The sequence below is a fragment of the Pseudomonas orientalis genome, from assembly GCF_001439815.1.
Classification (GTDB): Bacteria; Pseudomonadota; Gammaproteobacteria; order Pseudomonadales; family Pseudomonadaceae; genus Aquipseudomonas; species Aquipseudomonas orientalis.
This window is the reverse complement of sequence record NZ_JYLM01000001.1, coordinates 565,276-587,116: the sequence shown is the minus strand read 5'-3', so window position 1 is coordinate 587,116 and position 21,841 is coordinate 565,276. Positions and strand designations below refer to the sequence as shown.

Sequence of the window (21,841 nt, the reverse complement as noted above, 5' to 3'; positions counted from 1 at the left end):
GGAAAATCTCCAGGCGCCCGCTCAGGACGAACGGGCGCTGTTGGCTACTGCCGGGATTACTTCTTGAGGACGAGTTCGACCGGGGTTTCGATCACGCCATCGGTGGCCTCGACCTTCTCGCCCTTGACCAGCTTCAGCGCATTCTGGATGCCGAACACGGCTTGCTGGGCCGCGGCCTGGTCGGCGGTTGCCAGCACGCGACCGTCCTGCAGCATCGGCTTGATGGCTTCGATGTTGTCGTAGCCCACCACCAGCACTTTACCGGCCTTGCCTGCCGCACGTACGGCGGAGACGGCGCCCAGGGCCATGTTGTCGTTACCGGCCAACAATGCCTTGAGGTCCGGGTATTCGCTCAGCATCGCCGAGGCGACTTTCTGGCCCTGGTCGATTTCCCAGTTACCGGATTGGGTGGAGACGATCTTCATGCCCGCCGCATCCATCGCATCCTTGAAGCCTGCGGTGCGCTGCTGGGCGTTGGTGGTGGTCGGAACGCCTTCGATGATACCGACCTTGTCGCCCGCGGCCAGTTGCTTGGCCAGGTAGTCACCGACCAGCTTGGAGCCTTTGCGGTTGTCCGGGCCTACGAAGGGAATATCGAGTTTTTTGCTTTTCAGCACGTCCGGGTCAAGGCGATTGTCGATGTTGACCACCTTGATGCCGGCATCCGAGGCCTTTTTCAGCACGGTGACCAGCGCCTTGGAGTCGGCGGGTGCGATGACGATGGCGTTGACCTTGGCCAGGATCATCTGATTGACGATATCGATCTGCGCGCTGGTGTCGGTTTCGTTCTTGATGCCGTTGGTGATCATGTCGAAGTCGGCGGCGTGGGACTTCTGGTAGTCCTTGGCGCCCTCTTGCATGGTCACGAAAAATTCGTTGGCAAGGGACTTCATCACCAGGCCGACTTTGGGTTTGGCGGCGGCGTCGTCAGCGAATGCGCAAGAGAGAGGCAGGGCAGCGGATGCGGCGGCAAGCACGGCGACAGCGAGAAGACGTCCTGCAAATGGCAGCTTCATGGGTGTACTCCGATCTTATGATTATTGTGAGCAACGCTTGCACCGAAGAAACATCTCGCAAACGTTTGCGTTGCCAGAACTATGAGAACCTTGTTGAGATTTGTCAACGGTCGTCGCTCACCTTTCATTCTGAAAAATACCCTTCACGCTAACGCTGCTTGAAACGACAGCAGCCGCGACGATTTCACACATGGCCCCTGTAAATACTCCCGACATTTTCGGACAACCGAACGCCAACGCCTCCTGCGTTCGGAAAGCCGGACAGCACCCTGTCAGACCAGCCCGAACCGGCAACTAAAGTTGTTTCAAATCAACAAGTTAATTTATCTACTGGTTCATCATCGGCTTGGTACAAATCCTGCTCTTTCTCAGCACCTCGAGGCGTTCAGAGTCGCCCGGGTGTTCTGGATAAATCTGCTACCGCACTCGTTAAAAACCAGAGAGAAAAATAATGAAATCTGCATTGAAATCCTTTGTTCCAGGGGCGCTAGCCCTTCTGCTGCTGTTCCCTGTCGCCGCTCAGGCAAAAGAAGTCGAAAGCAAGACCAAGCTCGCCAACGTGGTGATCCTCGCCACTGGCGGCACCATTGCCGGCGCGGGCGCCAGTGCGGCCAATAGCGCTACCTACCAGGCAGCCAAGGTCGGCATCGAACAATTGATCGCCGGTGTTCCTGAGCTTAGCCAGATCGCCAATGTACGCGGCGAACAAGTGATGCAAATTGCGTCGGAAAGCATCAATAACGAGAACCTGCTGCAACTGGGGCGCCGCGTCGCCGAATTGGCCGACAGCAAGGACGTCGATGGCATCGTGATCACCCACGGTACCGACACCCTTGAAGAAACCGCCTACTTCCTCAACCTGGTTGAAAAAACTGACAAACCTATCGTGGTGGTCGGCTCCATGCGTCCAGGCACCGCCATGTCGGCGGACGGCATGCTCAACCTGTACAACGCCGTTGCTGTCGCGGGCAGCAAGGACGCGCGCGGCAAAGGCGTGCTGGTGACCATGAACGACGAGATCCAGTCGGGTCGCGACGTGAGCAAGATGATCAATATCAAGACCGAGGCGTTCAAGAGCCCATGGGGCCCATTGGGCATGGTCGTCGAAGGCAAATCCTACTGGTTCCGCCTGCCTGCCAAGCGTCACACCATGGATTCGGAATTCGACATCAAGACCATCAAGAGCCTGCCTGACGTTGAAATTGCCTACGGCTACGGCAACGTGAGCGACACCGCCTACAAAGCCCTGGCCCAAGCGGGCGCAAAAGCGATCATCCATGCCGGCACCGGCAATGGCTCGGTGTCGTCCAAGGTCGTTCCGGCGCTGGTGGAATTGCGTAAACAAGGTGTGCAGATCATTCGCTCTTCGCACGTCAACGCCGGTGGCATGGTGCTGCGTAACGCTGAACAACCAGACGACAAATACGACTGGGTGGCTGCCCTTGACCTGAACCCGCAGAAGGCCCGCATCCTGGCAATGGTCGCCCTGACCAAGACTCAGGACAGCAAAGAGCTGCAACGGATGTTCTGGGAATACTGATTCCAGACCTACCTGAAATTGTGGCGAGGTAACGTGCTTCCTCGCCACATCAGGTTCACGCTTAAAAATTTTTCTCGCAGCAAATCACAGCAAATTTCCAAATTCGCTGTCAGACGGATGTCTTTGAATTTAAGCAGTTGCGAAAACACCTACAGTTAAATACTGTATGTGCGTACAGCTTACTAAGGAATACTCCGTGGCAAAGCCCTCCTCCGCAGCACCTGCAACGCCTGACGCCTACCAACGCTTGGCCATTCGCGTACAAAAAATCATCAATTCGACCAATGCCCAGAAAGCCAAGGCGGCGTTGATCTTCCGCTTGCCGGATGAGCCCGAGGACGAGTGGGCGCGCCTGCTTGAAGAAATTGCGGAAAACGACAACGTCACCCTCGCCTACAGGGACGACGGCGGCGTGCAGATTTTCTGGGTTGTGCCGAAGGAAGATTGATTGAATGAGTGTCCGTTTTTTCGCTGTGTGCTGCCTGTTTTTTGCCGTCACCGCCAACGCCCAAGCCCCGCGAACCTTCAGTGAAGCCAAAAAAATTGCCTGGAAGCTCTACGCGCCCCAATCCACCGAGTTTTATTGCGGCTGCAAATACACCGGCAACCGCATAGACCTGAAAGCCTGCGGCTACATCCCGCGCAAGAACGCCAACCGCGCCGCGCGTATCGAATGGGAACATATTGTGCCTGCCTGGCAGATCGGCCATCAGCGTCAGTGTTGGCAAAATGGCGGGCGTAAGAACTGCACGCGCCATGACGACGTGTTCAAGCGTGCCGAAGCAGACCTGCACAACCTGGTGCCGAGCATCGGCGAGGTGAATGGCGACCGTAACAACTTCAGCTTCGGCTGGCTGCCGGTGCAAAGCGGGCAATACGGTTCATGCCTGACCCAGGTGGACTTCAAGGCCAAGAAGGTCATGCCGCGTCCGTCGATTCGCGGAATGATCGCACGCACCTATTTTTATATGAGCAAGCAATACGGCCTGCGCCTGTCCAAACAGGATCGCCAACTGTATGAAGCCTGGAACAAGACCTACCCGGTGCAAGCCTGGGAGCGCCAGCGCAACCAGACGGTGGGTTGTGTGATGGGACGCGGCAATGAGTTTGTCGGCCCGGTGAATCTGAAAGCCTGCGGCTGATGGTGGGCGCAACTGACGCCCACCCGGCCCGTTACTGCACGGCCTTGTGTTCGATGACCTCTGACACGGTGTCGTTTTTCTTGGCCCGTGCCATTTTTTCGTTGAGCAGTGCCTGCTTGGCCTCGGCCTCGGCCTTGGTGGCAAACGGGCCAAGCAGTACCTGATCCTTGCCGTCTGCCTTCGCGATATAAAAATTGAAACCATGCTCCAGCAACCAGGCGGTCAAGTCAGTGATCGCCTGCAGCTTGTGATCCGGCGACCCCACCCATACATCCCATTCCTGCGCGGCAATCGTACCGGTCTGCGGCTGGCTTTCGGTCACGACAGGCTTGGCCTTGGGGGCATCGACAGGTTTACCTTCGCCGCATCCGGCCAATGCCAACACCGCAATTGCCATCGCTACTTTACGCACTGCCCTGCTCCTTTGAAGATAAAGAGGCGACTTTACCATCCACTGTCTATTCTGGCCGTCATAAACGTTGGCTTAAACAATGCGAATCATGTATCGCGACCTGTATGATGCCGCCATGGGAATTAATGTCGCCTCTATGCGTCCTAAAAGAGGCAGTCACAGGGAAGCGCTTCGCAGTAAGCTACGCACATCCGACACCTGCCCTGTCTGAACATGTGTCCTTAAAAGTAATCAAGGAGAAGTCCATGCTTATACTCACCCGCAAAGTTGGTGAAAGCATAAACATCGGTGATGACATCACGATCACCATCCTGGGCGTTAGCGGCCAGCAAGTACGAATCGGCATCAACGCCCCCAAGGACGTTGCCGTGCATCGCGAGGAAATTTATCAGCGCATCCAGGCTGGCCTCACTGCGCCGGACAAAAACCAGACGCCTTGAAGCACCTCCAGTAGCCAGCCTTTTGCTTCACCGTGACGGCTGGCGAAAACCCGATCGGCCCGCTTCGCCTTCTTTACCAAGCTCTACGCCTCGTACATGCCCCCGTGCTGCAAGATGAAACTGCCATGATGCCAGGAACTTGTTGCATCATTTGCAGCCAAATCCCACGTCATCCTGCGGTCCGAGTGCATTCAGGAGCACGCCGATGAGGCCAACCGTTACACAGCCCATGGTTTCCCTGTCCTGGACGATCACCTTGCTGATAGGGCTGGTCTTTCTGGCGCTCGGGTATGGACTGCGCTTGGAAGTCGAGGGGGTCGTCGACGCCGCTGACCACTCCTGGCTGGACCTGGCGTTACTCCTGTGCGCCTACCTGTTTGCGTTCTGCCTCAAGCCGATCCAGAAGACAATCCTGCGCAAGCTGTGCCAGCGCGAGGCCCATCGCACCCATCAAAAAGCGACACGCTGACCTTCTTCCCGCTCCCGCACAGCCAGCAGGCCATCAGCTTCCTGCAGGACCTGCAGCCCTTCATACCCATCGATACAGGCATGTTCAGTCGGCATCGGAGCCAAGTGCGTCGAGGTCACCACCATCACATCCGCCCCCGCCGCTTCTGCGGCTCGAATGCCTACCATCGCATCCTCGAACACCAGGCACTCCTGCACCGGCACGCCCAAGCGCCGGGCACCGAGCACGTAACACGCCGGATCGGGCTTGCCGCTGGCGACATCTTCGGCGGTCACCATCACGGCCGGCACGGGAATACCCGCAGCTTCCATTCGGCGCAATGCCAGTGCCTTGGGCGCAGATGTGACCAGCGCCCACCGCTCGGCAGGCAAGCGTTTAAGAAACTCAACCGCGCCGCCAATCGCCACGATGCCCTCGACATCGTTCACTTCAGCTTCGGTAATCCACGCCGCTTCGGCCTGAGCGTCCACACCCGGCAACGCCTGGCGTGTGATCGTATCAATCGCGCGGGCGCCATGGATGGTGGTCAGGAATGCCTCCACATCCAGGCCATGGCGTTCAGCCCAACGGCTCCATACCCGCTCGGCGGCGGCAATGGAGTTGAGCAGGGTCCCGTCCATATCGAACAGAAAGGCCCGGTAATGCCGGGTAAATACGGCTGGATTTCGACTGGACACGACGCGGCTTCCCCAAGTATTCAAGCAATGATCAATGCCATGCAATCTACGGTTCACCCCGCCACTTGTAAACGCTGCAAGGTACCCGGCGCAAACCTTGAATGACGAACTTGTCATCATCCTGTTGGCTGGCTGTTCGGGTCGACTGGTTACTGTGAACTCACTGCCGGCCCCGGCAGCCAGCCTTCACAGTGAGATTTCGTCATGAAACGCTTTGCCCTCGCCTTAGCTGCCTTGCTCGCCACCGGCTCGGTATTCGCTGCCGACACCGCTCCAGCCGCTCCCGTGATCCATGATAAGACCGGTTTCTACGTCCATCTGGATGTCGCCAAAGTCCTGTCCAGTACCGACACCTATGGCCAATGCGGTATCGTCCCGGCGCAACTGCGCTATCTGGATCATCAGGAACGTGAGCACGTGCTGGACTACCAGGTACAAGGCACCGGTTGCGCCAGTGACAATTGATCAGGCTACACTGGCGCAACCCATTGAATCAGGGCATTTCCCATGAACATCCTCGTAGTCGAAGACGAACCCAAGGCCGGCAACTATCTGCTCAATGGCTTGCAGGAACTGGGCTACAGCGTGAGCCTGGCCCGCGATGGCGTGGACGGTCTGCACCAGGCCCTGGAGACGCCGTTCGACGTGATCGTGCTCGATGTGATGATGCCGAAAATGGATGGCTGGGAAGTGCTGCGCCGTCTGCGCAAGGAGGCCGATACGCCGGTCCTGTTCCTCACCGCCCGCGATGATATCGCCGACCGCATCAAGGGGCTGGAGCTGGGCGCCGACGACTATCTGATCAAGCCCTTCTCCTTCGCCGAACTGGTCGCGCGCCTGCGCACCCTGACCCGGCGCGGCCCGACACGGGAGGAAGAGCACCTGCACATCGCCGACCTGCACATCGATGTGCTCAAGCGCCGCGTCACCCGCGCCGGCACGCGCATTACCCTGACCAATAAAGAGTTCGCCCTGCTGCACCTGTTTGCCACTCACCAGGACCAGGTGCTGTCACGCTCGCTGATTGCCTCGCGGGTATGGGACATGAATTTTGACAGCGACACCAATGTGGTCGACGTGGCCGTGCGGCGCCTGCGCTTGAAAATCGACGACCCGTTCCAACTCAAGTTGATCCACAGCGTGCGTGGCATCGGCTACCGCTTCGATACCCAGCCATGAGCCGCAGCCGTCATTACTCGCTGACCCTGCGCCTGGCGCTGATCTTCGCCCTGCTCGCGTTCGCGTTGCTAGCCACCCTGGGCGTGGCACTGTACCGCGAGCTGGAACGCGAACTGATCCGCCGCGACGACACCGCGCTGATCTCCCGAGTGGATCAACTGCGCAACCTGCTCAGCGACAGCAACACCCTGGACCTGATCAAGACCAAGCCCGAGTTGTTCCAGAACATGCTCGGCAACCGTGAATCGGTATTGAGCATCGCCGCCCCCGGTCAACAACCCTTGCTGTTGGTGAACCCGGCGAATATCGAACTGCCTGCAATAGAGCCGGTGCCGAGGAATCACGTACTGGCGCTGAGCGATGTGCAGCACTTGCCGGGGCTCAACGGCATTCCCTTCTCGACCGTAGCCGCGACGATCAACTCCGGCGACCTGGGCAGCTTGCAAGTCACCAGCGGCCGCCTGATGACCGAGCGCACCGCCGTACTCGCCAGCTATCGGCTGAGCGTTTATATCCTGGCGAGCATCGCTGCGATCATCCTGGCACTGGCCGGTTACCTGCTGGTGCATCGCGGCTTGCTGCCCTTGCGCCGTCTGGCCCGGCACGCGCAAGGGATCGGCGTCGGCAACCTGGCCGAGCGCCTCGACAGCCAGGGCGCGCCGAAAGAACTGCTGCCGATGATCGAGTCGTTCAACACCATGCTTGAGCGTTTGTCCAAGGGCTTTGTGCAACTGGGCCAGGTCTCGACCGACATGGCTCACGAACTGCGCACGCCGATCAATAACCTGCTTGGCGAAACCCAGGTTGCCCTGCACCAGCAGCGCAGTATCGAAAGCTACCAGCAACTGTTGGCGTCCAATGTCGAAGAACTCGAACGCCTGGCGCGGATGCTCGACAACATGCTGTTCCTGGCGCGCACCGAACCGGCCAGCGCGTTGCGCCAACGCCAGACGCTGGACGCGGCGGATGAAGTGGAGCGCATCGGGGATTATTTCGAAGGGTTGGCCGCTGACGTGGGCATGCACATTGTTGTCCAGGGTAGAGGCGTGATCTGGGCTGAGCCGATGCTGCTGCGCCGCGCCCTGGCGAACCTGTGCGCCAACGCCATCAAGTATGGAGCGCCGGGCTCGCAGCTGAGCATTCAGGCGATTGCAACCGACGAGGGCGTCAACGTGAGGGTCGGTAACCAGGGTGAAACCATTCCCGCCGAGCATCTACCGCGGCTGTTCGAACGGTTTTACCGAGTGGATGAGTCCCGCGAGCGGTCGTCCCAATCCAACGGACTGGGACTGTCGATCGTGGCAACCATCATGCAACTGCACAACGGGCGGTATGGCGTCAGCAGTGAAGACGGCGTGACGACGTTCGAGTTGTTTTTCCCCGCACGGGAAGCGTGAAAACCCTTCAATCAAACGCCCCGTTGAGCACCTCGTAAATGATACCGGTGGCGATGGTCACCAATATCAGGTCGGTGCCCGCCTGCTGCCACTCATACCCATCGTAACGAGGCAGGCGCCCCGCCAGGCGTCCATCGAGTTTCTTCGCGATACCGGGCGGCAGCGGCTTGCCGCGCGCCAGTTTTTTCTGGATACCCGGCGGCAACGCAGGCCCCGGACTCCAGTAATCGCGGTTACCGCCCAACAGGCTCAGCACGCTGTCTCGATCAACGCTGGGTCCGTGGTTACCGGACGAACCTTTGCCTTTAGGTTTGTCGTGGCCCTGCCCCGCCGAGTTATTACCTTTGCTGTTTCCCTGGCCCTTGCCATTACCGGGATCAGCCAGGGCCATACCGCTGCCTGCAAAGACTGCGAGCAACAACGCGACAGAGACGAACTTCGAGGATTTGATCATGGTGTATTTCCCGGTTGGATGCCTGGTTAACTGTAGTCGAGGTTATAGCTTTTCGTACTGGGTCAGCTCACCCGACCGCCCGTTTCCACGATATCCGCCCGGGTGTGCCAGGCCGTCGAAACCGCGACGCGCAAGCCCTCCACCAAGATCGTCAGCGCCATCGACGGCTGACCGGACTCAGGCAGGCCCGGCACATGGATAAACCCACTGCGCACTGCCGAGCCCACCAGCGCATGCTGCAATCGATAAAACACCTGATTGCATACGAAAGTCCCGGCCGTCTGCGAAACCGAGGCCGCAATACCCGCCTCACGCACCGCCCTGACCATGCTCTTGATCGGCAACGTCGAGAAGTAAGCGGCCGGCCCACCCTCCACCACCGCCGTGTCAATCGGCTGGGCGCCGAGGTTGTCCGGGATGCGTGCATCATTGACGTTGATTGCGACACGCTCGATGGAGATATCGCTGCGCCCGGGACCCAAGCCAGTGGCGATGACCATGACCGGTTTCAATTCCTCGATCAGTTGAATCAAGATCTCTGCAGCGGTGGCAAAAGCACAGGGCAGTTGGCGCGCGACAATCCGCACATCCTCACTCAGCTCCACCCCCTCCAGCAGGCGCACCGCTTCCCAGGATGGATTCACCACGTCGTGGTCGAAAGGCTCGAAGCCGGTCAGCAATAGGGTTTTCATCCTGGCCTCACATCAACAGATAAAGCAGCGCGATATTGACCACCAGCATCATCAACGCAGTCGGCAATTGAGCCTTGATCACCGCGTTCTTGTCCGGCAGTTCCAGCAGTGCTGCGGGCACGATATTGAAGTTGGCCGCCATCGGTGTCATCAGCGTACCGCAGTAGCCGGAGAACATGCCGATCGCCGCCATTACCGCCGGATTGCCGCCGTAGATGCCCACCAGCACCGGTACGCCGACGCCGCCGGTCATCACCGGGAACGCCGCGAAGCCGTTGCCCATAATCACCGTAAACAACGCCATGCCCAGCACATAGACCATCACCGCCACCAACTTGAAATCCAGGTTGATATACGTGGTGGTCACGTGGGCCACAGCCGTGCCCACCCCGGCCTCGTTGAACAACAGCCCGAGCATCGCCAGCATCTGCGGCAGCACCATGGCCCAGCCCAGGGCTTCGGTCAGGCGACGCGATTCGCGCAAGGCCTGCACCGGTGTATCGCGAGTCAGCCAGCAGGCCAGACCAAGGGCGATCAGGCAGCCGATGCCGAGAGAGACGAACGTGGTGTTCTTCGGATCGAGCAGGGGCACACCGCCGATTTCGGTGTGCTTGAGCAAGACCGAGCCGATTACCGTGGTCAGCGGAATGGCCAGCGCAGGGATAAACAGCTTGTGTCCCAGGCGACCGGCACTGGCGCGGGATGCCTTGTCATGCAGTTCGGCATGCTGCCCACGCCCCACCCCGCCCAGGCCGGCGATCACCGCCATTACCACGACGCCGACACCAATGACCACTGAAGGCAGACGCTCTCCCATGAGGAACGGAATGGCAAACAGCAGCCAGAACAGCGCGCTCGACCAACGCTTGGGATGGGTGCGATCCAGCAGGATCATGCCGGCGGTGATCAGCAACAGCACACCGGCCAGCCAGTACAGGTATTGAATGGAAATAATCATTGCACGGCCTCCACCGAAGGGGCGGCGCTCATCTCACGGGTCAACCTCCGATCGAACCGATGCAGCCGGATGGCATGAATGATAAAGGCACAGATCGCTGTCGGGATGCCCCACACCGCGATATGCAGCGGTTCCACATCGATCCCCGAGCCCAGCAGAAAGGTGTGCATCAAGGCTATCGCACCAAAGGCGACGAAAATGTCCTCACCGAAAAACAGCCCCACGTTGTCGGTAGCAGCGCACATGGCCAATACCTTGTGACGCAACTTGTCCGGCAGCTTGCCATAGCGTTTTTCCGCCGCACCTTCGGCCATCGGCGCCAGCAATGGCCGCACCATCTGCGGATGCCCGCCCAGGCTGGTCAGCCCCATGGCTGCGGTGGATTCACGCACAAACAGATAGATGATCAGCAAACGTCCGACCGTCGCGCGCTCGAAACGGGCGATCCAGTTCTGTGCATGCAGGCGCAGGCCATGGCGCTCCAACAGGCCAATCACAGCCAGCGGTAATAACAGGATCAATTGCAGCGCACGGGTCTGGAGGAAACCATCACCCATGGTGGCGAGAATTTTCTCCAACGGAAACTGGGCGGCGAGCCCGGTGGCGATAGCGGCGGCGGTGACCACCAGCAACGGATTGAAGCGCAATACAAAGCCGACCACGATGACAAGTACGCCGATCAACGGCCATAAATTCACAACAGTTTGCATGGCGAAGAGGTCCTTTAGTGCGCGCTGCGGCGCCATTACAGCAGGATGTGAGCAAAGGGCTCACAGCATGAAAGTGGCGTGCAGTCGGCTCGGTTTTTTATTGTTGACCCGGAAGGTCGAGCAGTGGCGGCAACTTTGCTGCCTTGAGGCGGGAGGTGTCCAACAAGAAAAACTGTTGCTGCAGACCAATAAATTTTGTCGAGATTGGCGCGGTTGAAATCGGCAACTGGAGGGATTCGGGATTCGCCCTATACTCAGCAGTGATGCTCCTGCGCAGCATCCACGGTGCTATTGCCGACAATGAGGGCTCCAGCTATGTATGCCGGTCAAATGAGCAGTATGGCGACAGCAATTGGCGAGATACGCTGCCAGATGGTGGTCCAGATCATTTGTCTGCTGTCGGTGGCGACGCTTTTCTGTTGACCGAGACGCCATCGCCCCAAAAGCGCGGCAAGACGCTGTTGACCTGATCGTTCCCATGCTCTGCATGGGAATGCCTCACTGGACGCTCCGCGTCCCGCTTTCAGCGCAACATTCAGACCTGCGCAAGGGTGACGCGGAGCGTCACTCGATGCATTCCCACGCGGAGCGAGGGAACGATCAAACGCCAGACAACAAAAAAGAGCCCACCTTTCGGTGAGCCCTTCCAGACCGCCCAGCAGAGCGGATTTTGTTTGGTAGGCGCGATTGGACTCGAACCAACGACCCCCATCATGTCAAGGTGACTACGGAACGACTGTAACCATTTGATATCTGTAGAAATACGCCCTGTTTCAGACGCTCATAAAACAGGCGTATTTTCCTATAAAAATCAATAACTTAGCGTTGTATATTGCTACAGTGATTCCCTCCCCCGACGCCCTGCCTACGAACATCACTCCCAGATCCTAAAAACCTCGTCATAACGCCACCTTTAATCAGCAGCTCGTAAGCGCTACCAGCGCGTCGTCCAACGCAGTGACTGATTCCGTAACTTTGAATACCCTCCTCACCGCAGGAATATCGATCTCAGCGGACCGTTTATGACTTAAATCTCCCCACCAGTTGACTTAGCTCGTCAGCCATAACTGACAAGCGTCCAGAATCGATCTGGGCCGAGCTTGCCAAACTTTCAACAAGTCTGGCTTCGTCGTAGATCTGCTGAATGTGGCGGTTGATCTCTTCAGCGACACTGTGCTGCTCTTCAGCTGCGGCAGAAATTTGCAAATTTTGGTCACGTATCTCGTTAACCGAAGTCTGTATTCCTTCGAAACTTTCCTTAGCGTCGTTAATAGATGAAACGCTTGCGCGGGAGAGGTCTACACAACTTCCCATTTTCTGGGTAACCTCTTCTGTTTTACTGCTCAAAGTACCCAATAACTGTTCGATTTCGCCTGTAGAATCTGATGTTCGTTTTGCTAAAGCGCGGACTTCATCTGCTACGACTGCAAAGCCTCGGCCTTGATCCCCGGCCCGAGCGGCTTCGATCGCAGCATTCAGCGCCAGCAAATTTGTTTGTTCCGCGATCGCGCGAATAGTGCCAATGATCTGGTTAATACTGCGGCTGCCAGCCTCGAGCTCTAGCATCGCCTGCGAGGACTCCGTTAAGCGCTGGCCTAGTCGATTGACATTTTCAGTCGTCGTTTCGATTTGTCGTTTACCCTCAGCGACACGTTGATGGCCATTCTCCGCTGACCCAGCAGCGCCGCTGCAGGCTCGCGCGACTTCGTTAGCCGTAGCAACCATCTCATTGAAAGCAGTGGAAACTAGCTCGACCGCCTCACGTTGCCGGCCTGCGGCTTCGTTCATGTTGGTGGCCACCCCACTATTCACTTGAGAGGCAGACTGAAGGTTGGATGACGCAGCACCGATGCTCTGAATCAGTTGGCGAATCGCGCCTAGGAATTTGTTGAACCAGCCTGCCAGCTCGCCGGTTTCGTCTTTACCTTGTACTGTAAGCTCATGCCGCAAATCGCCCTCACCTTCTGCGATAGACTGTAAGCCAGTGCTTACTTGACTTATTGGTCTAACAATTAGGCGAGAAAAGCCAGCCGCCACAAATGCGAAGACAAAAACTAGCACGGCAACAATAATTACTGTCAGGTAAGTCATGCGAGTCGCGCCGGCCATAACTTCGTCACGCTCAATCAGCCCAATGTATCGCCAGCCCAGGACTGGCGAAGTCCACACGTTCGCCATATACAAGATGCCGTTAATCTCTACCTCAGTGGCGCCTTGATCAGTTTTTGCAAGCTCACCATAGGAAGTACCAAGTTCCTTCATTGGCTTGAAGCTGTGAGCTCCATCAAGCGGATCCACAAGCATTACGCCGTCCTCTACCAGCATCACAAAACCACTTTTTCCAAGCTTGATACTTTTGATGAGCTCAGTAAGGTTTTTCAGAGAAACGCTTACTACCAAGGCCCCTTTAGTTTTTCCAGCATCGTCAAGCAAGGTACGTGCGGTGCCCACTAGCGCTACGTCATCTTTGGCATAGTAGTAGGCAGGTGTTCTGACACTTTTACCAGGTGTAGACATAGCGGCTTTGTACCATGGGCGTGAACGAGGATCATAGCTGGCCAGCTGCGGATCGTCTGGCCACTTTGCATAGGTACCATCTTCCAAGCCAATTGAAATGATGGCTGCGGCAGGATGAGTCGCTCCATAACGTGAAAAAAGTTCAATGACTCGCTGTGCTGATGGAGGGAGTGGATCATTTGCGGCGGTGGGTGACCTAAAATCCTTTAAGGTATCGACAGATCGGTAGGCTGGGTCTGTCGCCATCAGATCAACGTTTTGGGCGGTATCATCAAAAAACTGCCTTACGCTCCCGTCAATTTGACGAATTTCTCGAGTGCTGCCGTCTACAAATTGTTCGTAAGCCTGAGTTCGTGTGTTCTGGATGGCTATCACCGCGACTATCGCAACGGGTATGAATGCGACCGAAATAAATGCCAAAATGAGCTTTTTCTTTATATTCATTTGAGATAACCATTAGGTTGATAACACGCGTTGCCAGGCGCCGCAGACATTCGCTAACAATGCATCGGCTGCATTAAATATAACTTTACGTGTGCACCAATAAATATTTTCGCAGAATAAATTGCCACCTTGAGAACTGAAAAAACCTAATAAAATCAGATCATTAACCATCCGGCACATTGCAATAATTTCCGTAGCGTTTTTCTATATCTACTCGAAGGCACATGTACGTACAGGTAACGCCAAGTTGAGATTCCGATGCGTTTCGGAGTCGAACTGTCACTGAAAGGTTAAAAGTAATCCGCTTTTTTTAACTTTTTAACGTAGCCCGAAAATTCATCTGAGTGTTATAGCAGCCTATAGCCTGTCAATAATGAGCTTTTTGCTCCATAGAATGTTGTCTGATTGCTCGCAAACATTGCTGAGAACTCGCATCTTTGCATCGTATCGGAGGGCCCGCTTACTTATTTTGTCAACTCAGTTCGTAAAATGCTCAGGTTGCATAGATAGTTTCAAGCTGCGGGAAGTTGCAGCACTTGTTTAATGCTAATGATTTATATGAGGTAATCAAGTCAACCAAGCTCATCAGCGTAGTCCAATACATCTCCCACCGTTAGCTCAAGCCATTCCTCATCGTCAATCATGCCTTGTTGCTTGAGGCCGTTGGCAACAACAGGCTGCATATCGTAGCGTTCTTCAGGTGTCGTCGTGATATCCATGATGATCCCCCTCATCTGATTCTTGATATTCAGTTAGCGAAATGGCCGCAGACGAATGCGGCCAGATATGTCGAAGCGCTAATAGCGGCCCCTACCAGCTCATAATCGCCAACTCGCCTGTTTTTTGGGCTACACCCTTCCGCGGATTCGCTGTGCTGTAGCGAATGTCCATCGTCTCCAACCCGAAACCTTCAAAAACTCGACGGATTTCAGGACGGTCATTGATACTGACCATTACCTTGCCCTGGCAAGAGCGCATGAATTCGGCCATTCGCTCGTATTGGTCAAAGCCGAACTCGGCGCCGTAACCCTCTGTTTTCCAGTACGGAGGGTCCATATAGTGGAAGGTGTGTGGTCGATCGTACTTTTCAGCGCACTTCAGCTACGGCAGATTCTCGACATAGGTCCCGGAGAGGCGCTGAGGCAACTGGATGTGCTGGCAATGGCCGAATACTTGGATAGCTTCAGCAACAACGCCTACACGAAGCACCACGGGCTGTGGGTGCAGATCTTCGCCTTCGCGGTGGCCAAGGGCCTGGCCGAACGAAACAACGCCGAACTCACCCTGGTGAAGAAAGAGGCCGAGAAAAAGCGCCAGCGCCACACGCTGGATGGATTGAAGCTGATCATCGATGCCGCGACAACGCCGCCATGGCTGAAGCGGGCAATCCGCCTGGCCCTGGCCAGCCTTCAGCGACGGGACGACATCGTGACTTGGCTGAAGTCTGCAGCTGATATGGAAAAGAACACCCTCACGGTGTCGCCAGATAAAACACAGGGATACGAGAACCCGGTACACCTGAAGATCACCATGGGCGCAACGCTGCGGGAGGTAGTCGGGGAGTGCCTGCGCTCGCCTCGCCCTACCTGACCCACTACAAGCCCAAGGCCCGCCGGCGGGAACAGATAGACGCCAAGGATCACTGGACATCCGTGACGCCGGACTACTTGACCAAGCAGTTCAGCAAGGCCAGGGACGCGGCTCACGCCTATGACCAGGTGCCGGCCGGTGAGCGCCCCACTTTTCATGAGATCCGCGCATTGGGGGCCTGGCTATACGGGCAACAGAAATTTCCACAGGAGTACATCCAGGCGCTCATGGGCCATGCGGACGAGAAGATGACGAAGCACTACCAGGAGGGGCACGACGAAAAGAAGATCGAGTATGTCGAGGTGGGCGCCGAGTTGGCGTTTTGAGATGGGAGTTTTGCAAAAGCTTTGCAAAAGTTTTGCAAATCGCGGAAAGCAAAAAGGGGTCACCGTTTCCGATGACCCCTCTAGACCGCCCAGCAGAGCGGATTTTGTTTGGTAGGCGCGATTGGACTCGAACCAACGACCCCCACCATGTCAAGGTGGTGCTCTAACCAACTGAGCTACGTGCCTGCTGTGAGGCGGCATTCTACGGAATTCCGTAGGGGTGTCAACATCTTTTTTGCAGCTAACCCTATGAATATGCGAATTATTTATTCGCGGGCGATACGCCCGCGAATTACGGGTGGCTGGCAGGCAATTTTCAACTCAGGTAGGATCGCCGCACTCGTAAAAAATATAAAACAGAGGTTCCAGGATGGCGAACACCCCCTACCCCCAGTCGTATTACGCCGCCTCCGCGAACGCGGCTCCGCCGCGCCCGGTGTTGCAAGGTGAGGTCGAAACCGATGTGTGTGTGATTGGTGCCGGTTATACCGGGCTTTCCAGCGCGCTGTTTCTGCTCGAGAACGGCTTTCGCGTAACGGTCCTGGAAGCCGCCAAGGTAGGTTTTGGTGCGTCCGGTCGTAATGGCGGGCAGATCGTCAACAGCTACAGCCGCGACATCGACGTCATCGAGCGCAGCGTCGGGCCCGGGCAGGCGCAGTTGCTGGGCGAGATGGCCTTCGAGGGCGGCAGGATCATTCGTGAGCGCGTGGCCAAATATCAGATCCAGTGCGATCTGAAGGACGGCGGTGTGTTCGCCGCCCTCAACAGCAAGCACATGGGCCATCTGGAATCGCAGAAGCGCCTGTGGGAGCGCTACGGCCATACGCAACTGGAATTGCTGGACGAGCGACGTATCCGCGAAGTGGTGGCGTGTGACAACTATGTAGGCGGCCTGCTGGACATGAGCGGCGGGCATATCCATCCACTCAACCTGGCCTTGGGCGAAGCGGCGGCTGTCGAGTCCCTGGGCGGCATTATCTACGAGCAGTCGGCTGCCGTGCGCATCGAACGTGGCGCCAATCCGGTGGTGCATACCGCAGAAGGCAAGGTCAGGGCCAAGTTCATCATTGTTGCGGGCAATGCCTACCTGGGAAACCTGGTGCCGGAGCTGGCGGCGAAATCAATGCCGTGCGGCACCCAGGTGATCACCACCGCGCCACTGGGCGACGAATTGGCCAGGACGTTATTGCCGCAGGATTACTGTGTCGAAGACTGCAACTACCTGCTCGACTACTACCGCCTCACCCGCGACAAGCGCCTGATTTTCGGCGGCGGCGTGGTGTATGGCGCGCGAGACCCGGCGAATATTGAAGCGATCATTCGGCCAAAGATGCTCAAGGCGTTCCCACAGCTCAAGGATGTGAAGATCGACTACGCCTGGACCGGCAATTTCCTGCTGACCCTGTCGCGCTTGCCACAGGTGGGCCGCCTCGGTGACAACATCTATTACTCACAGGGCTGCAGTGGCCATGGTGTGACGTATACGCACCTGGCGGGCAAGGTGCTGGCAGAAGCCTTGAGAGGTCAGGCCGAGCGCTTTGACGCGTTTGCCGACCTGCCCCATTACCCGTTCCCAGGCGGACAGCTGTTGCGCACACCGTTTGCCGCGATGGGCGCGTGGTATTACGGCCTGCGGGATAAACTGGGTTTTTGATGAACAAGGGGAGCCGGTTCGCCGGCTCCTCGTTTGGATAGACAAATCGCAGACACAAAAAACCCCGGTCTTTCGACCAGGGTCTTTGCTATCGAATCAAGGTCAGCCAATGGCTTCGCTTGTGCTTCAAGGCGTTCAGCGGGCCTTGAAGCTGATATGGCGCAGCGGACGGGACTCGAACCCGCGACCCCCGGCGTGACAGGCCGGTATTCTAACCGACTGAACTACCGCTGCGTATCGCTTGGCTGACTGAGCATGAACCCTCAATCACCTTTAAACATCTGATCGATCAACCTGGGTTGTTCAACCTCAAGTCCGACACATCGAACCTGGAAAATATGGCGCAGCGGACGGGACTCGAACCCGCGACCCCCGGCGTGACAGGCCGGTATTCTAACCGACTGAACTACCGCTGCGCGTCGGTGCAACCTTTAACGTTGCGTCTTGCACATGTGCAAAACTCTCAAGAAGTGGTGGGTGATGACGGGATCGAACCGCCGACCCTCTGCTTGTAAGGCAGATGCTCTCCCAGCTGAGCTAATCACCCTTTGCTTCGTTGAGGCCGCGAAATTTACGCAGGTAGCGGACCTAAGTCAATAGCCTGCTTGAAGTTTTTCTGAAAAAGACAAAAATGCTTCAAGACCGCCCTACTCGCTGTAGATCATCTTCTTGCTCATGCCGCCGTCCACCACGAACTCCTGCCCGGTGACAAACCCGGCCTGGCGCGACAGCAGCCACGCCACCATGGCCGCGACGTCCTCCACTGTCCCCACCCGGCCCGCCGGATGCTGGGCATGATCGGCATCGGTGAGCGGCTCGGCACGCCGCGCAGCCGGATCACGCGCATCGATCCAGCCCGGGCTGACCGCATTGACCCGCACTTCCGGCCCCAGGCTCATCGCCAGGGCGTGCGTCAGCGCCAGCAGGCCACCCTTGCTCGCCGCATAGGCTTCGGTGTCCGGCTCCGATTGGCGGGCCCGTGTCGAGGCCAGGTTGACGATAGCGCCGCCATGGGCGCGCAGGTACGGCGCGCAGTGCTTGGCCAGCAGCATCGGCCCACTGAGGTTTACCGCCAGTACGCGGTTCCAGTAAGCCAGGTCGAGGCTTTCGAGGGTGATATTGTGCGGATCGGCCACCGCTGCATTGCACACCAACGCATCCAGACGCCCAAACTGCCCCAGCACCTCGGCGACACCTTGGGCCACTTGCTTCTCGTCAGCTACGTCCATGGTGATAAACCAGGCATTCTCGCCCAGCACCTTGGATACTTTGGAACCGCGCTCGCGGTCCAGGTCGGTCAACACCACCTGCCAGCCTTCGCTGATCAGCCACGCCGCGATCCCAAGGCCAATGCCGCGCGCCGCGCCGGTCACCAGCGCAACGCGCCCGTTACTGGCTGCAGCGGCCTCCATGGACCACTCGATCACAAGGCCGCCAGCCCGCGGGCCAGGTCAGCCTGCAAGTCAGCCACGTCTTCCAACCCGACCGCGATGCGAATCAGGCTGTCACGGATACCCGCGGCTTCACGCTCCTGCGGCGCCAGGCGCCCGTGGGAGGTGGTGCTCGGGTGGGTGATGGTGGTTTTGCTGTCACCCAGGTTGGCGGTGATCGAGATCAGGCGCGTGGCATCGATAAAGCGCCAGGCGCCCTCTTTACCGCCCTTCACTTCAAAACTCACCACTGCACCGAAACCGCGCTGCTGGCGCTGAGCCAATGCATGTTGTGGATGACTCTTGAGACCGGCGTAATGCACTTTCTCGATGCCGTCCTGCTGCTCCAGCCACTCGGCCAGCGCCTGGGCATTGGCGCAGTGGGCCTTCATGCGCAGGCTGAGCGTCTCCAGGCCTTTGAGGAAGATCCAGGCGTTGAACGGGCTCAGGGTCGGGCCTGCGGTGCGCAGAAAGCCCACCACTTCTTTCATCTGCTCGCCGCGACCGGCCACCACACCGCCCATGCAACGACCCTGGCCGTCGATGAACTTGGTGGCCGAATGCACCACGATGTCCGCGCCCAGCTTCAACGGCTGTTGCAGGGCCGGGGTACAGAAGCAGTTGTCGACCACCAGCATCGCGCCCTTGGCATGCGCCACTTCGGACAACGCGGCGATATCCACCAGCTCGGCCAGCGGATTGGACGGCGACTCAACGAACAGCAGCTTCGTATTGGCCTTGATCGCCGCATCCCAACCGGACAAATCCGCCAGGGGCACGTAGTCCACTTCGATACCAAAGCGCTTGAAATACTTCTCGAACAGGCTGATGGTCGAGCCGAACACGCTGCGCGACACCAGCACATGGTCGCCGGCGCTGCACAGGCTCATCACCACCGCCAGGATCGCGGCCATGCCGGTCGCCGTGGCCACCGCCTGCTCAGCACCTTCCAGGGCGGCGATACGCTCTTCGAACGCACGTACGGTCGGGTTGGTATAGCGCGAGTAGACGTTGCCCGGCACTTCACCGGCAAAGCGCGCGGCGGCGTCGGCCGCCGTGCGGAACACATAACTTGAGGTGAAGAACATCGGGTCACCGTGCTCCCCTTCCGGGGTACGGTGCTGGCCGGCGCGCACAGCCAGGGTATCGAAAGCTACGCCATCGAGGTCGCTGTCCAACCGACCGGCATCCCATTCCTGACTCATGCTGCGACTCCTTACTCAAATGCTTTATTTAACATACAAAACCGGCCCCTCAGGGCCGGTGCTTACTCAGTTGTTGTACAGATCGATGATCGCACTGACCGCCTGGGTCTTGATCTTGGACGAGTCGTTGCGCGCCTGCTCGATCTTGTTCAGATAGGCGTCATCGATATCACCGGTCACGTACTTGCCATCGAACACGGCGCAGTCGAACTCGGCGATCTTGATCTTGCCGCCACCGACCGCTTCGATCAGGTCAGGCAGGTCCTGATAGATCAGCCAGTCGGCACCGATCAGGTCGGCCACGTCTTGCGTGGAACGATTATGGGCGATCAGCTCGTGGGCGCTCGGCATGTCGATACCGTACACGTTCGGGTAACGCACGGCAGGCGCAGCAGAACAGAAGTACACGTTCTTCGCGCCGGCTTCACGGGCCATCTGGATGATCTGCTTGCAGGTAGTACCGCGCACGATCGAGTCATCCACCAGCATCACGTTCTTGCCACGGAATTCCAGCTCGATGGCGTTGAGCTTCTGGCGCACCGACTTCTTGCGCGCCGCCTGGCCGGGCATGATGAAGGTACGGCCTATGTAGCGGTTCTTGACGAAACCTTCGCGGAACTTGACGCCCAGGTGGTTGGCCAGTTCCAGCGCAGCGGTACGGCTGGTATCCGGAATCGGGATGACCACGTCGATGTCGTGCTCGGGGCGCTCGCGCAGGATCTTCTCGGCCAGCTTCTCACCCATGCGCAGGCGTGCCTTGTAGACCGACACGCCGTCGATGATCGAGTCCGGACGCGCCAGGTAGACGTGTTCGAAGATGCACGGAGTGAGTTTCGGCGCCACGGCGCACTGACGGGTATGCAGCTTGCCGTCTTCGGTGATGTAGACCGCTTCGCCCGGTGCCAGATCGCGGATCAACGTGAAGCCCAGTACGTCCAGGGACACGCTTTCAGAGGCGATCATGTACTCGACGCCTTCGTCGGTGTGACGCTGGCCGAACACGATCGGGCGGATGCCGTGGGGGTCGCGGAAACCGACGATGCCGTAACCGGTGATCATCGCCACCACGGCATAACCACCGACGCAACGGTTGTGCACGTCGATCACGGCGGCAAACACGTCTTCTTCGGTAGGCTGCAGCTTGCCGCGCTGGGCCAGCTCATGGGCGAACACGTTGAGCAGCACTTCCGAGTCGGAACTGGTGTTGACGTGGCGCAGGTCGGATTCGTAAATCTCCTTGGCCAACTGTTCGACGTTGGTCAGGTTGCCGTTGTGCGCCAGGGTAATGCCGTAAGGCGAGTTGACGTAGAACGGTTGAGCTTCGGCCGAGGTCGAGCTACCGGCCGTCGGGTAACGCACATGGCCAATGCCCATGTGCCCGACCAGGCGCTGCATATGACGCTGGTGGAACACGTCACGCACCAGGCCATTGTCCTTGCGCAGGAATAACCGGCCGTCGTGGCTGGTCACAATACCGGCAGCATCCTGGCCGCGGTGCTGGAGGACGGTTAGCGCGTCATACAGCGCCTGATTGACGTTCGACTTACCGACGATACCGACGATGCCACACATGCGACGCAACCCCTACT

General features: G+C 57.9%; 24 protein-coding genes, 5 tRNA genes and 2 pseudogenes. 12 read left to right on the top strand and 19 right to left on the bottom strand.

Annotated elements, in window-relative coordinates; all coding sequences use genetic code 11:
- Window positions 1-56: 56 nt before the first annotated feature.
- Entirely contained in the window at window positions 57-1,016 is a 960-nt protein-coding gene (locus TU82_RS02610) for a sugar ABC transporter substrate-binding protein (RefSeq protein ID WP_057721562.1), read from the bottom strand.
- A gap of 451 nt (window positions 1,017-1,467) precedes the next feature.
- On the opposite strand from TU82_RS02610, the gene TU82_RS02605 reads away from it, so the two are divergent.
- From TU82_RS02605 to TU82_RS02595, 3 genes are all read left to right on the top strand, one after another.
- Complete coding sequence (locus TU82_RS02605; RefSeq protein WP_057721561.1) at window positions 1,468-2,556, top strand: asparaginase; 1,089 nt, start codon at window positions 1,468-1,470, stop codon at window positions 2,554-2,556.
- A 196-nt stretch (window positions 2,557-2,752) separates the two neighbouring features.
- On the top strand, window positions 2,753-3,004 hold the full coding sequence (locus tag TU82_RS02600) for a DUF1654 domain-containing protein (RefSeq protein ID WP_173667473.1): 252 nt from the start codon (window positions 2,753-2,755) through the stop codon (window positions 3,002-3,004).
- 4 nt (window positions 3,005-3,008) lie between these two features.
- Window positions 3,009-3,698 (top strand): endonuclease, encoded by a 690-nt coding sequence (locus TU82_RS02595; protein ID WP_057721559.1) that lies wholly within the window; start codon window positions 3,009-3,011, stop codon window positions 3,696-3,698.
- A 31-nt stretch (window positions 3,699-3,729) separates the two neighbouring features.
- On the opposite strand, the gene TU82_RS02590 is transcribed toward TU82_RS02595, so the two are convergent.
- Window positions 3,730-4,095 carry an SPOR domain-containing protein gene (locus TU82_RS02590; protein ID WP_057721558.1) on the bottom strand — a complete coding sequence of 122 codons (366 nt, stop codon included), beginning with the start codon at window positions 4,093-4,095 and terminating at the stop codon, window positions 3,730-3,732.
- Between the two features lie 260 nt (window positions 4,096-4,355).
- Here TU82_RS02590 and csrA point away from each other — a divergent pair, with 260 nt between their 5' ends.
- Both csrA and TU82_RS02580 read left to right on the top strand, forming a co-directional pair.
- Complete coding sequence (gene csrA, locus TU82_RS02585) at window positions 4,356-4,550, top strand: carbon storage regulator CsrA (protein ID WP_003192511.1); 195 nt, start codon at window positions 4,356-4,358, stop codon at window positions 4,548-4,550.
- Window positions 4,551-4,755: 205 nt separating this feature from the next.
- On the top strand, window positions 4,756-5,019 hold the full coding sequence (locus TU82_RS02580) for a hypothetical protein (protein WP_057721557.1): 264 nt from the start codon (window positions 4,756-4,758) through the stop codon (window positions 5,017-5,019).
- Here the strand turns inward: TU82_RS02580 and TU82_RS02575 are convergent.
- Window positions 5,001-5,696, bottom strand: a complete 696-nt coding sequence (locus TU82_RS02575) for an HAD family hydrolase (RefSeq protein ID WP_057721556.1) — start codon at window positions 5,694-5,696, stop codon at window positions 5,001-5,003. The genes TU82_RS02580 and TU82_RS02575 overlap by 19 nt on opposite strands.
- Window positions 5,697-5,900: 204 nt before the next feature.
- Between TU82_RS02575 and TU82_RS02570 the strand changes: the two genes are divergently transcribed.
- The 3 genes from TU82_RS02570 to TU82_RS02560 are packed head-to-tail and all read left to right on the top strand — an operon-like array spanning window position 5,901 to window position 8,272.
- A complete protein-coding gene (locus TU82_RS02570; RefSeq protein WP_057721555.1) occupies window positions 5,901-6,161 on the top strand; it encodes a DUF2790 domain-containing protein in 261 nt (86 codons plus the stop codon).
- A gap of 42 nt (window positions 6,162-6,203) precedes the next feature.
- Window positions 6,204-6,875: a heavy metal response regulator transcription factor gene (locus TU82_RS02565; protein ID WP_057721554.1), complete on the top strand. Its 672-nt coding sequence runs from the start codon at window positions 6,204-6,206 to the stop codon at window positions 6,873-6,875.
- Window positions 6,872-8,272 carry a heavy metal sensor histidine kinase gene (locus tag TU82_RS02560; protein WP_057721553.1) on the top strand — a complete coding sequence of 467 codons (1,401 nt, stop codon included), beginning with the start codon at window positions 6,872-6,874 and terminating at the stop codon, window positions 8,270-8,272. The genes TU82_RS02565 and TU82_RS02560 overlap by 4 nt, the downstream gene beginning before the upstream one ends.
- A gap of 7 nt (window positions 8,273-8,279) precedes the next feature.
- Here TU82_RS02560 and TU82_RS02555 read toward each other — a convergent pair whose 3' ends face one another.
- The 4 genes from TU82_RS02555 to TU82_RS02540 form a co-directional block, all read right to left on the bottom strand.
- Complete coding sequence (locus TU82_RS02555; RefSeq protein WP_057721552.1) at window positions 8,280-8,726, bottom strand: anti-virulence regulator CigR family protein; 447 nt, start codon at window positions 8,724-8,726, stop codon at window positions 8,280-8,282.
- Between the two features lie 62 nt (window positions 8,727-8,788).
- Complete coding sequence (pcp, locus tag TU82_RS02550) at window positions 8,789-9,418, bottom strand: pyroglutamyl-peptidase I (protein ID WP_057721551.1); 630 nt, start codon at window positions 9,416-9,418, stop codon at window positions 8,789-8,791.
- 7 nt (window positions 9,419-9,425) lie between these two features.
- Window positions 9,426-10,376 (bottom strand): DUF979 domain-containing protein, encoded by a 951-nt coding sequence (locus TU82_RS02545; protein WP_057721550.1) that lies wholly within the window; start codon window positions 10,374-10,376, stop codon window positions 9,426-9,428.
- Entirely contained in the window at window positions 10,373-11,086 is a 714-nt protein-coding gene (locus TU82_RS02540) for a DUF969 domain-containing protein (protein WP_057721549.1), read from the bottom strand. Before TU82_RS02540 ends, TU82_RS02545 begins: the two co-directional genes overlap by 4 nt.
- A gap of 155 nt (window positions 11,087-11,241) precedes the next feature.
- Here TU82_RS02540 and TU82_RS28990 point away from each other — a divergent pair, with 155 nt between their 5' ends.
- Window positions 11,242-11,556 carry a hypothetical protein gene (locus tag TU82_RS28990; protein ID WP_197678324.1) on the top strand — a complete coding sequence of 105 codons (315 nt, stop codon included), beginning with the start codon at window positions 11,242-11,244 and terminating at the stop codon, window positions 11,554-11,556.
- Between the two features lie 205 nt (window positions 11,557-11,761).
- Here TU82_RS28990 and TU82_RS28570 read toward each other — a convergent pair.
- The 5 genes and pseudogenes from TU82_RS28570 to TU82_RS02525 form a co-directional block, all read right to left on the bottom strand.
- Window positions 11,762-11,856 (bottom strand) — tRNA-Ser (locus TU82_RS28570).
- A gap of 250 nt (window positions 11,857-12,106) precedes the next feature.
- Window positions 12,107-12,874 (bottom strand): methyl-accepting chemotaxis protein, encoded by a 768-nt coding sequence (locus TU82_RS29435; protein WP_420893022.1) that lies wholly within the window; start codon window positions 12,872-12,874, stop codon window positions 12,107-12,109.
- A gap of 87 nt (window positions 12,875-12,961) precedes the next feature.
- Window positions 12,962-14,047 (bottom strand): annotated as a pseudogene (locus tag TU82_RS29430) (cache domain-containing sensor histidine kinase); the annotation flags it as partial.
- A 572-nt stretch (window positions 14,048-14,619) separates the two neighbouring features.
- Window positions 14,620-14,766, bottom strand: a complete 147-nt coding sequence (locus tag TU82_RS28850) for a hypothetical protein (RefSeq protein ID WP_162276143.1) — start codon at window positions 14,764-14,766, stop codon at window positions 14,620-14,622.
- A gap of 91 nt (window positions 14,767-14,857) precedes the next feature.
- Window positions 14,858-15,187 (bottom strand): annotated as a pseudogene (locus tag TU82_RS02525) (DNA adenine methylase); the annotation flags it as partial.
- On the opposite strand from TU82_RS02525, the gene TU82_RS02520 reads away from it, so the two are divergent.
- Both TU82_RS02520 and TU82_RS02515 read left to right on the top strand, forming a co-directional pair.
- The gene (locus tag TU82_RS02520) at window positions 15,116-15,637 is read left to right on the top strand and encodes a site-specific integrase (protein ID WP_211269733.1); all 522 of its coding nucleotides are present in this window, start codon (window positions 15,116-15,118) and stop codon (window positions 15,635-15,637) included. The pseudogene TU82_RS02525 and the gene TU82_RS02520 sit on opposite strands and share 72 nt — an antisense overlap.
- Window positions 15,610-15,963, top strand: coding sequence for a tyrosine-type recombinase/integrase (locus TU82_RS02515; protein WP_231982762.1), 354 nt, complete (start codon window positions 15,610-15,612; stop codon window positions 15,961-15,963). Before TU82_RS02520 ends, TU82_RS02515 begins: the two co-directional genes overlap by 28 nt.
- 109 nt (window positions 15,964-16,072) lie before the next feature.
- On the opposite strand, the gene TU82_RS02510 is transcribed toward TU82_RS02515, so the two are convergent.
- Window positions 16,073-16,149, bottom strand: a tRNA-Val gene (locus TU82_RS02510).
- Between the two features lie 184 nt (window positions 16,150-16,333).
- Here TU82_RS02510 and TU82_RS02505 point away from each other — a divergent pair.
- Window positions 16,334-17,617, top strand: a complete 1,284-nt coding sequence (locus TU82_RS02505; protein WP_057721545.1) for an NAD(P)/FAD-dependent oxidoreductase — start codon at window positions 16,334-16,336, stop codon at window positions 17,615-17,617.
- 157 nt (window positions 17,618-17,774) lie between these two features.
- Here TU82_RS02505 and TU82_RS02500 read toward each other — a convergent pair.
- The 6 genes from TU82_RS02500 to purF all read right to left on the bottom strand — a co-directional run bounded on the left by TU82_RS02500 (window position 17,775) and on the right by purF (window position 21,824).
- Window positions 17,775-17,851: transfer RNA gene (locus TU82_RS02500), tRNA-Asp, on the bottom strand.
- A gap of 105 nt (window positions 17,852-17,956) precedes the next feature.
- A tRNA-Asp gene (locus TU82_RS02495) sits at window positions 17,957-18,033 on the bottom strand.
- A 55-nt stretch (window positions 18,034-18,088) separates the two neighbouring features.
- Window positions 18,089-18,164, bottom strand: a tRNA-Val gene (locus TU82_RS02490).
- Window positions 18,165-18,264: 100 nt separating this feature from the next.
- Entirely contained in the window at window positions 18,265-19,029 is a 765-nt protein-coding gene (locus TU82_RS02485; protein WP_057721544.1) for an SDR family oxidoreductase, read from the bottom strand.
- Window positions 19,030-19,040: 11 nt separating this feature from the next.
- The gene (locus tag TU82_RS02480; protein ID WP_057721543.1) at window positions 19,041-20,252 is read right to left on the bottom strand and encodes an O-succinylhomoserine sulfhydrylase; all 1,212 of its coding nucleotides are present in this window, start codon (window positions 20,250-20,252) and stop codon (window positions 19,041-19,043) included.
- A gap of 66 nt (window positions 20,253-20,318) precedes the next feature.
- Complete coding sequence (gene purF / locus TU82_RS02475; RefSeq protein ID WP_057721542.1) at window positions 20,319-21,824, bottom strand: amidophosphoribosyltransferase; 1,506 nt, start codon at window positions 21,822-21,824, stop codon at window positions 20,319-20,321.
- Window positions 21,825-21,841: the final 17 nt, after the last annotated feature.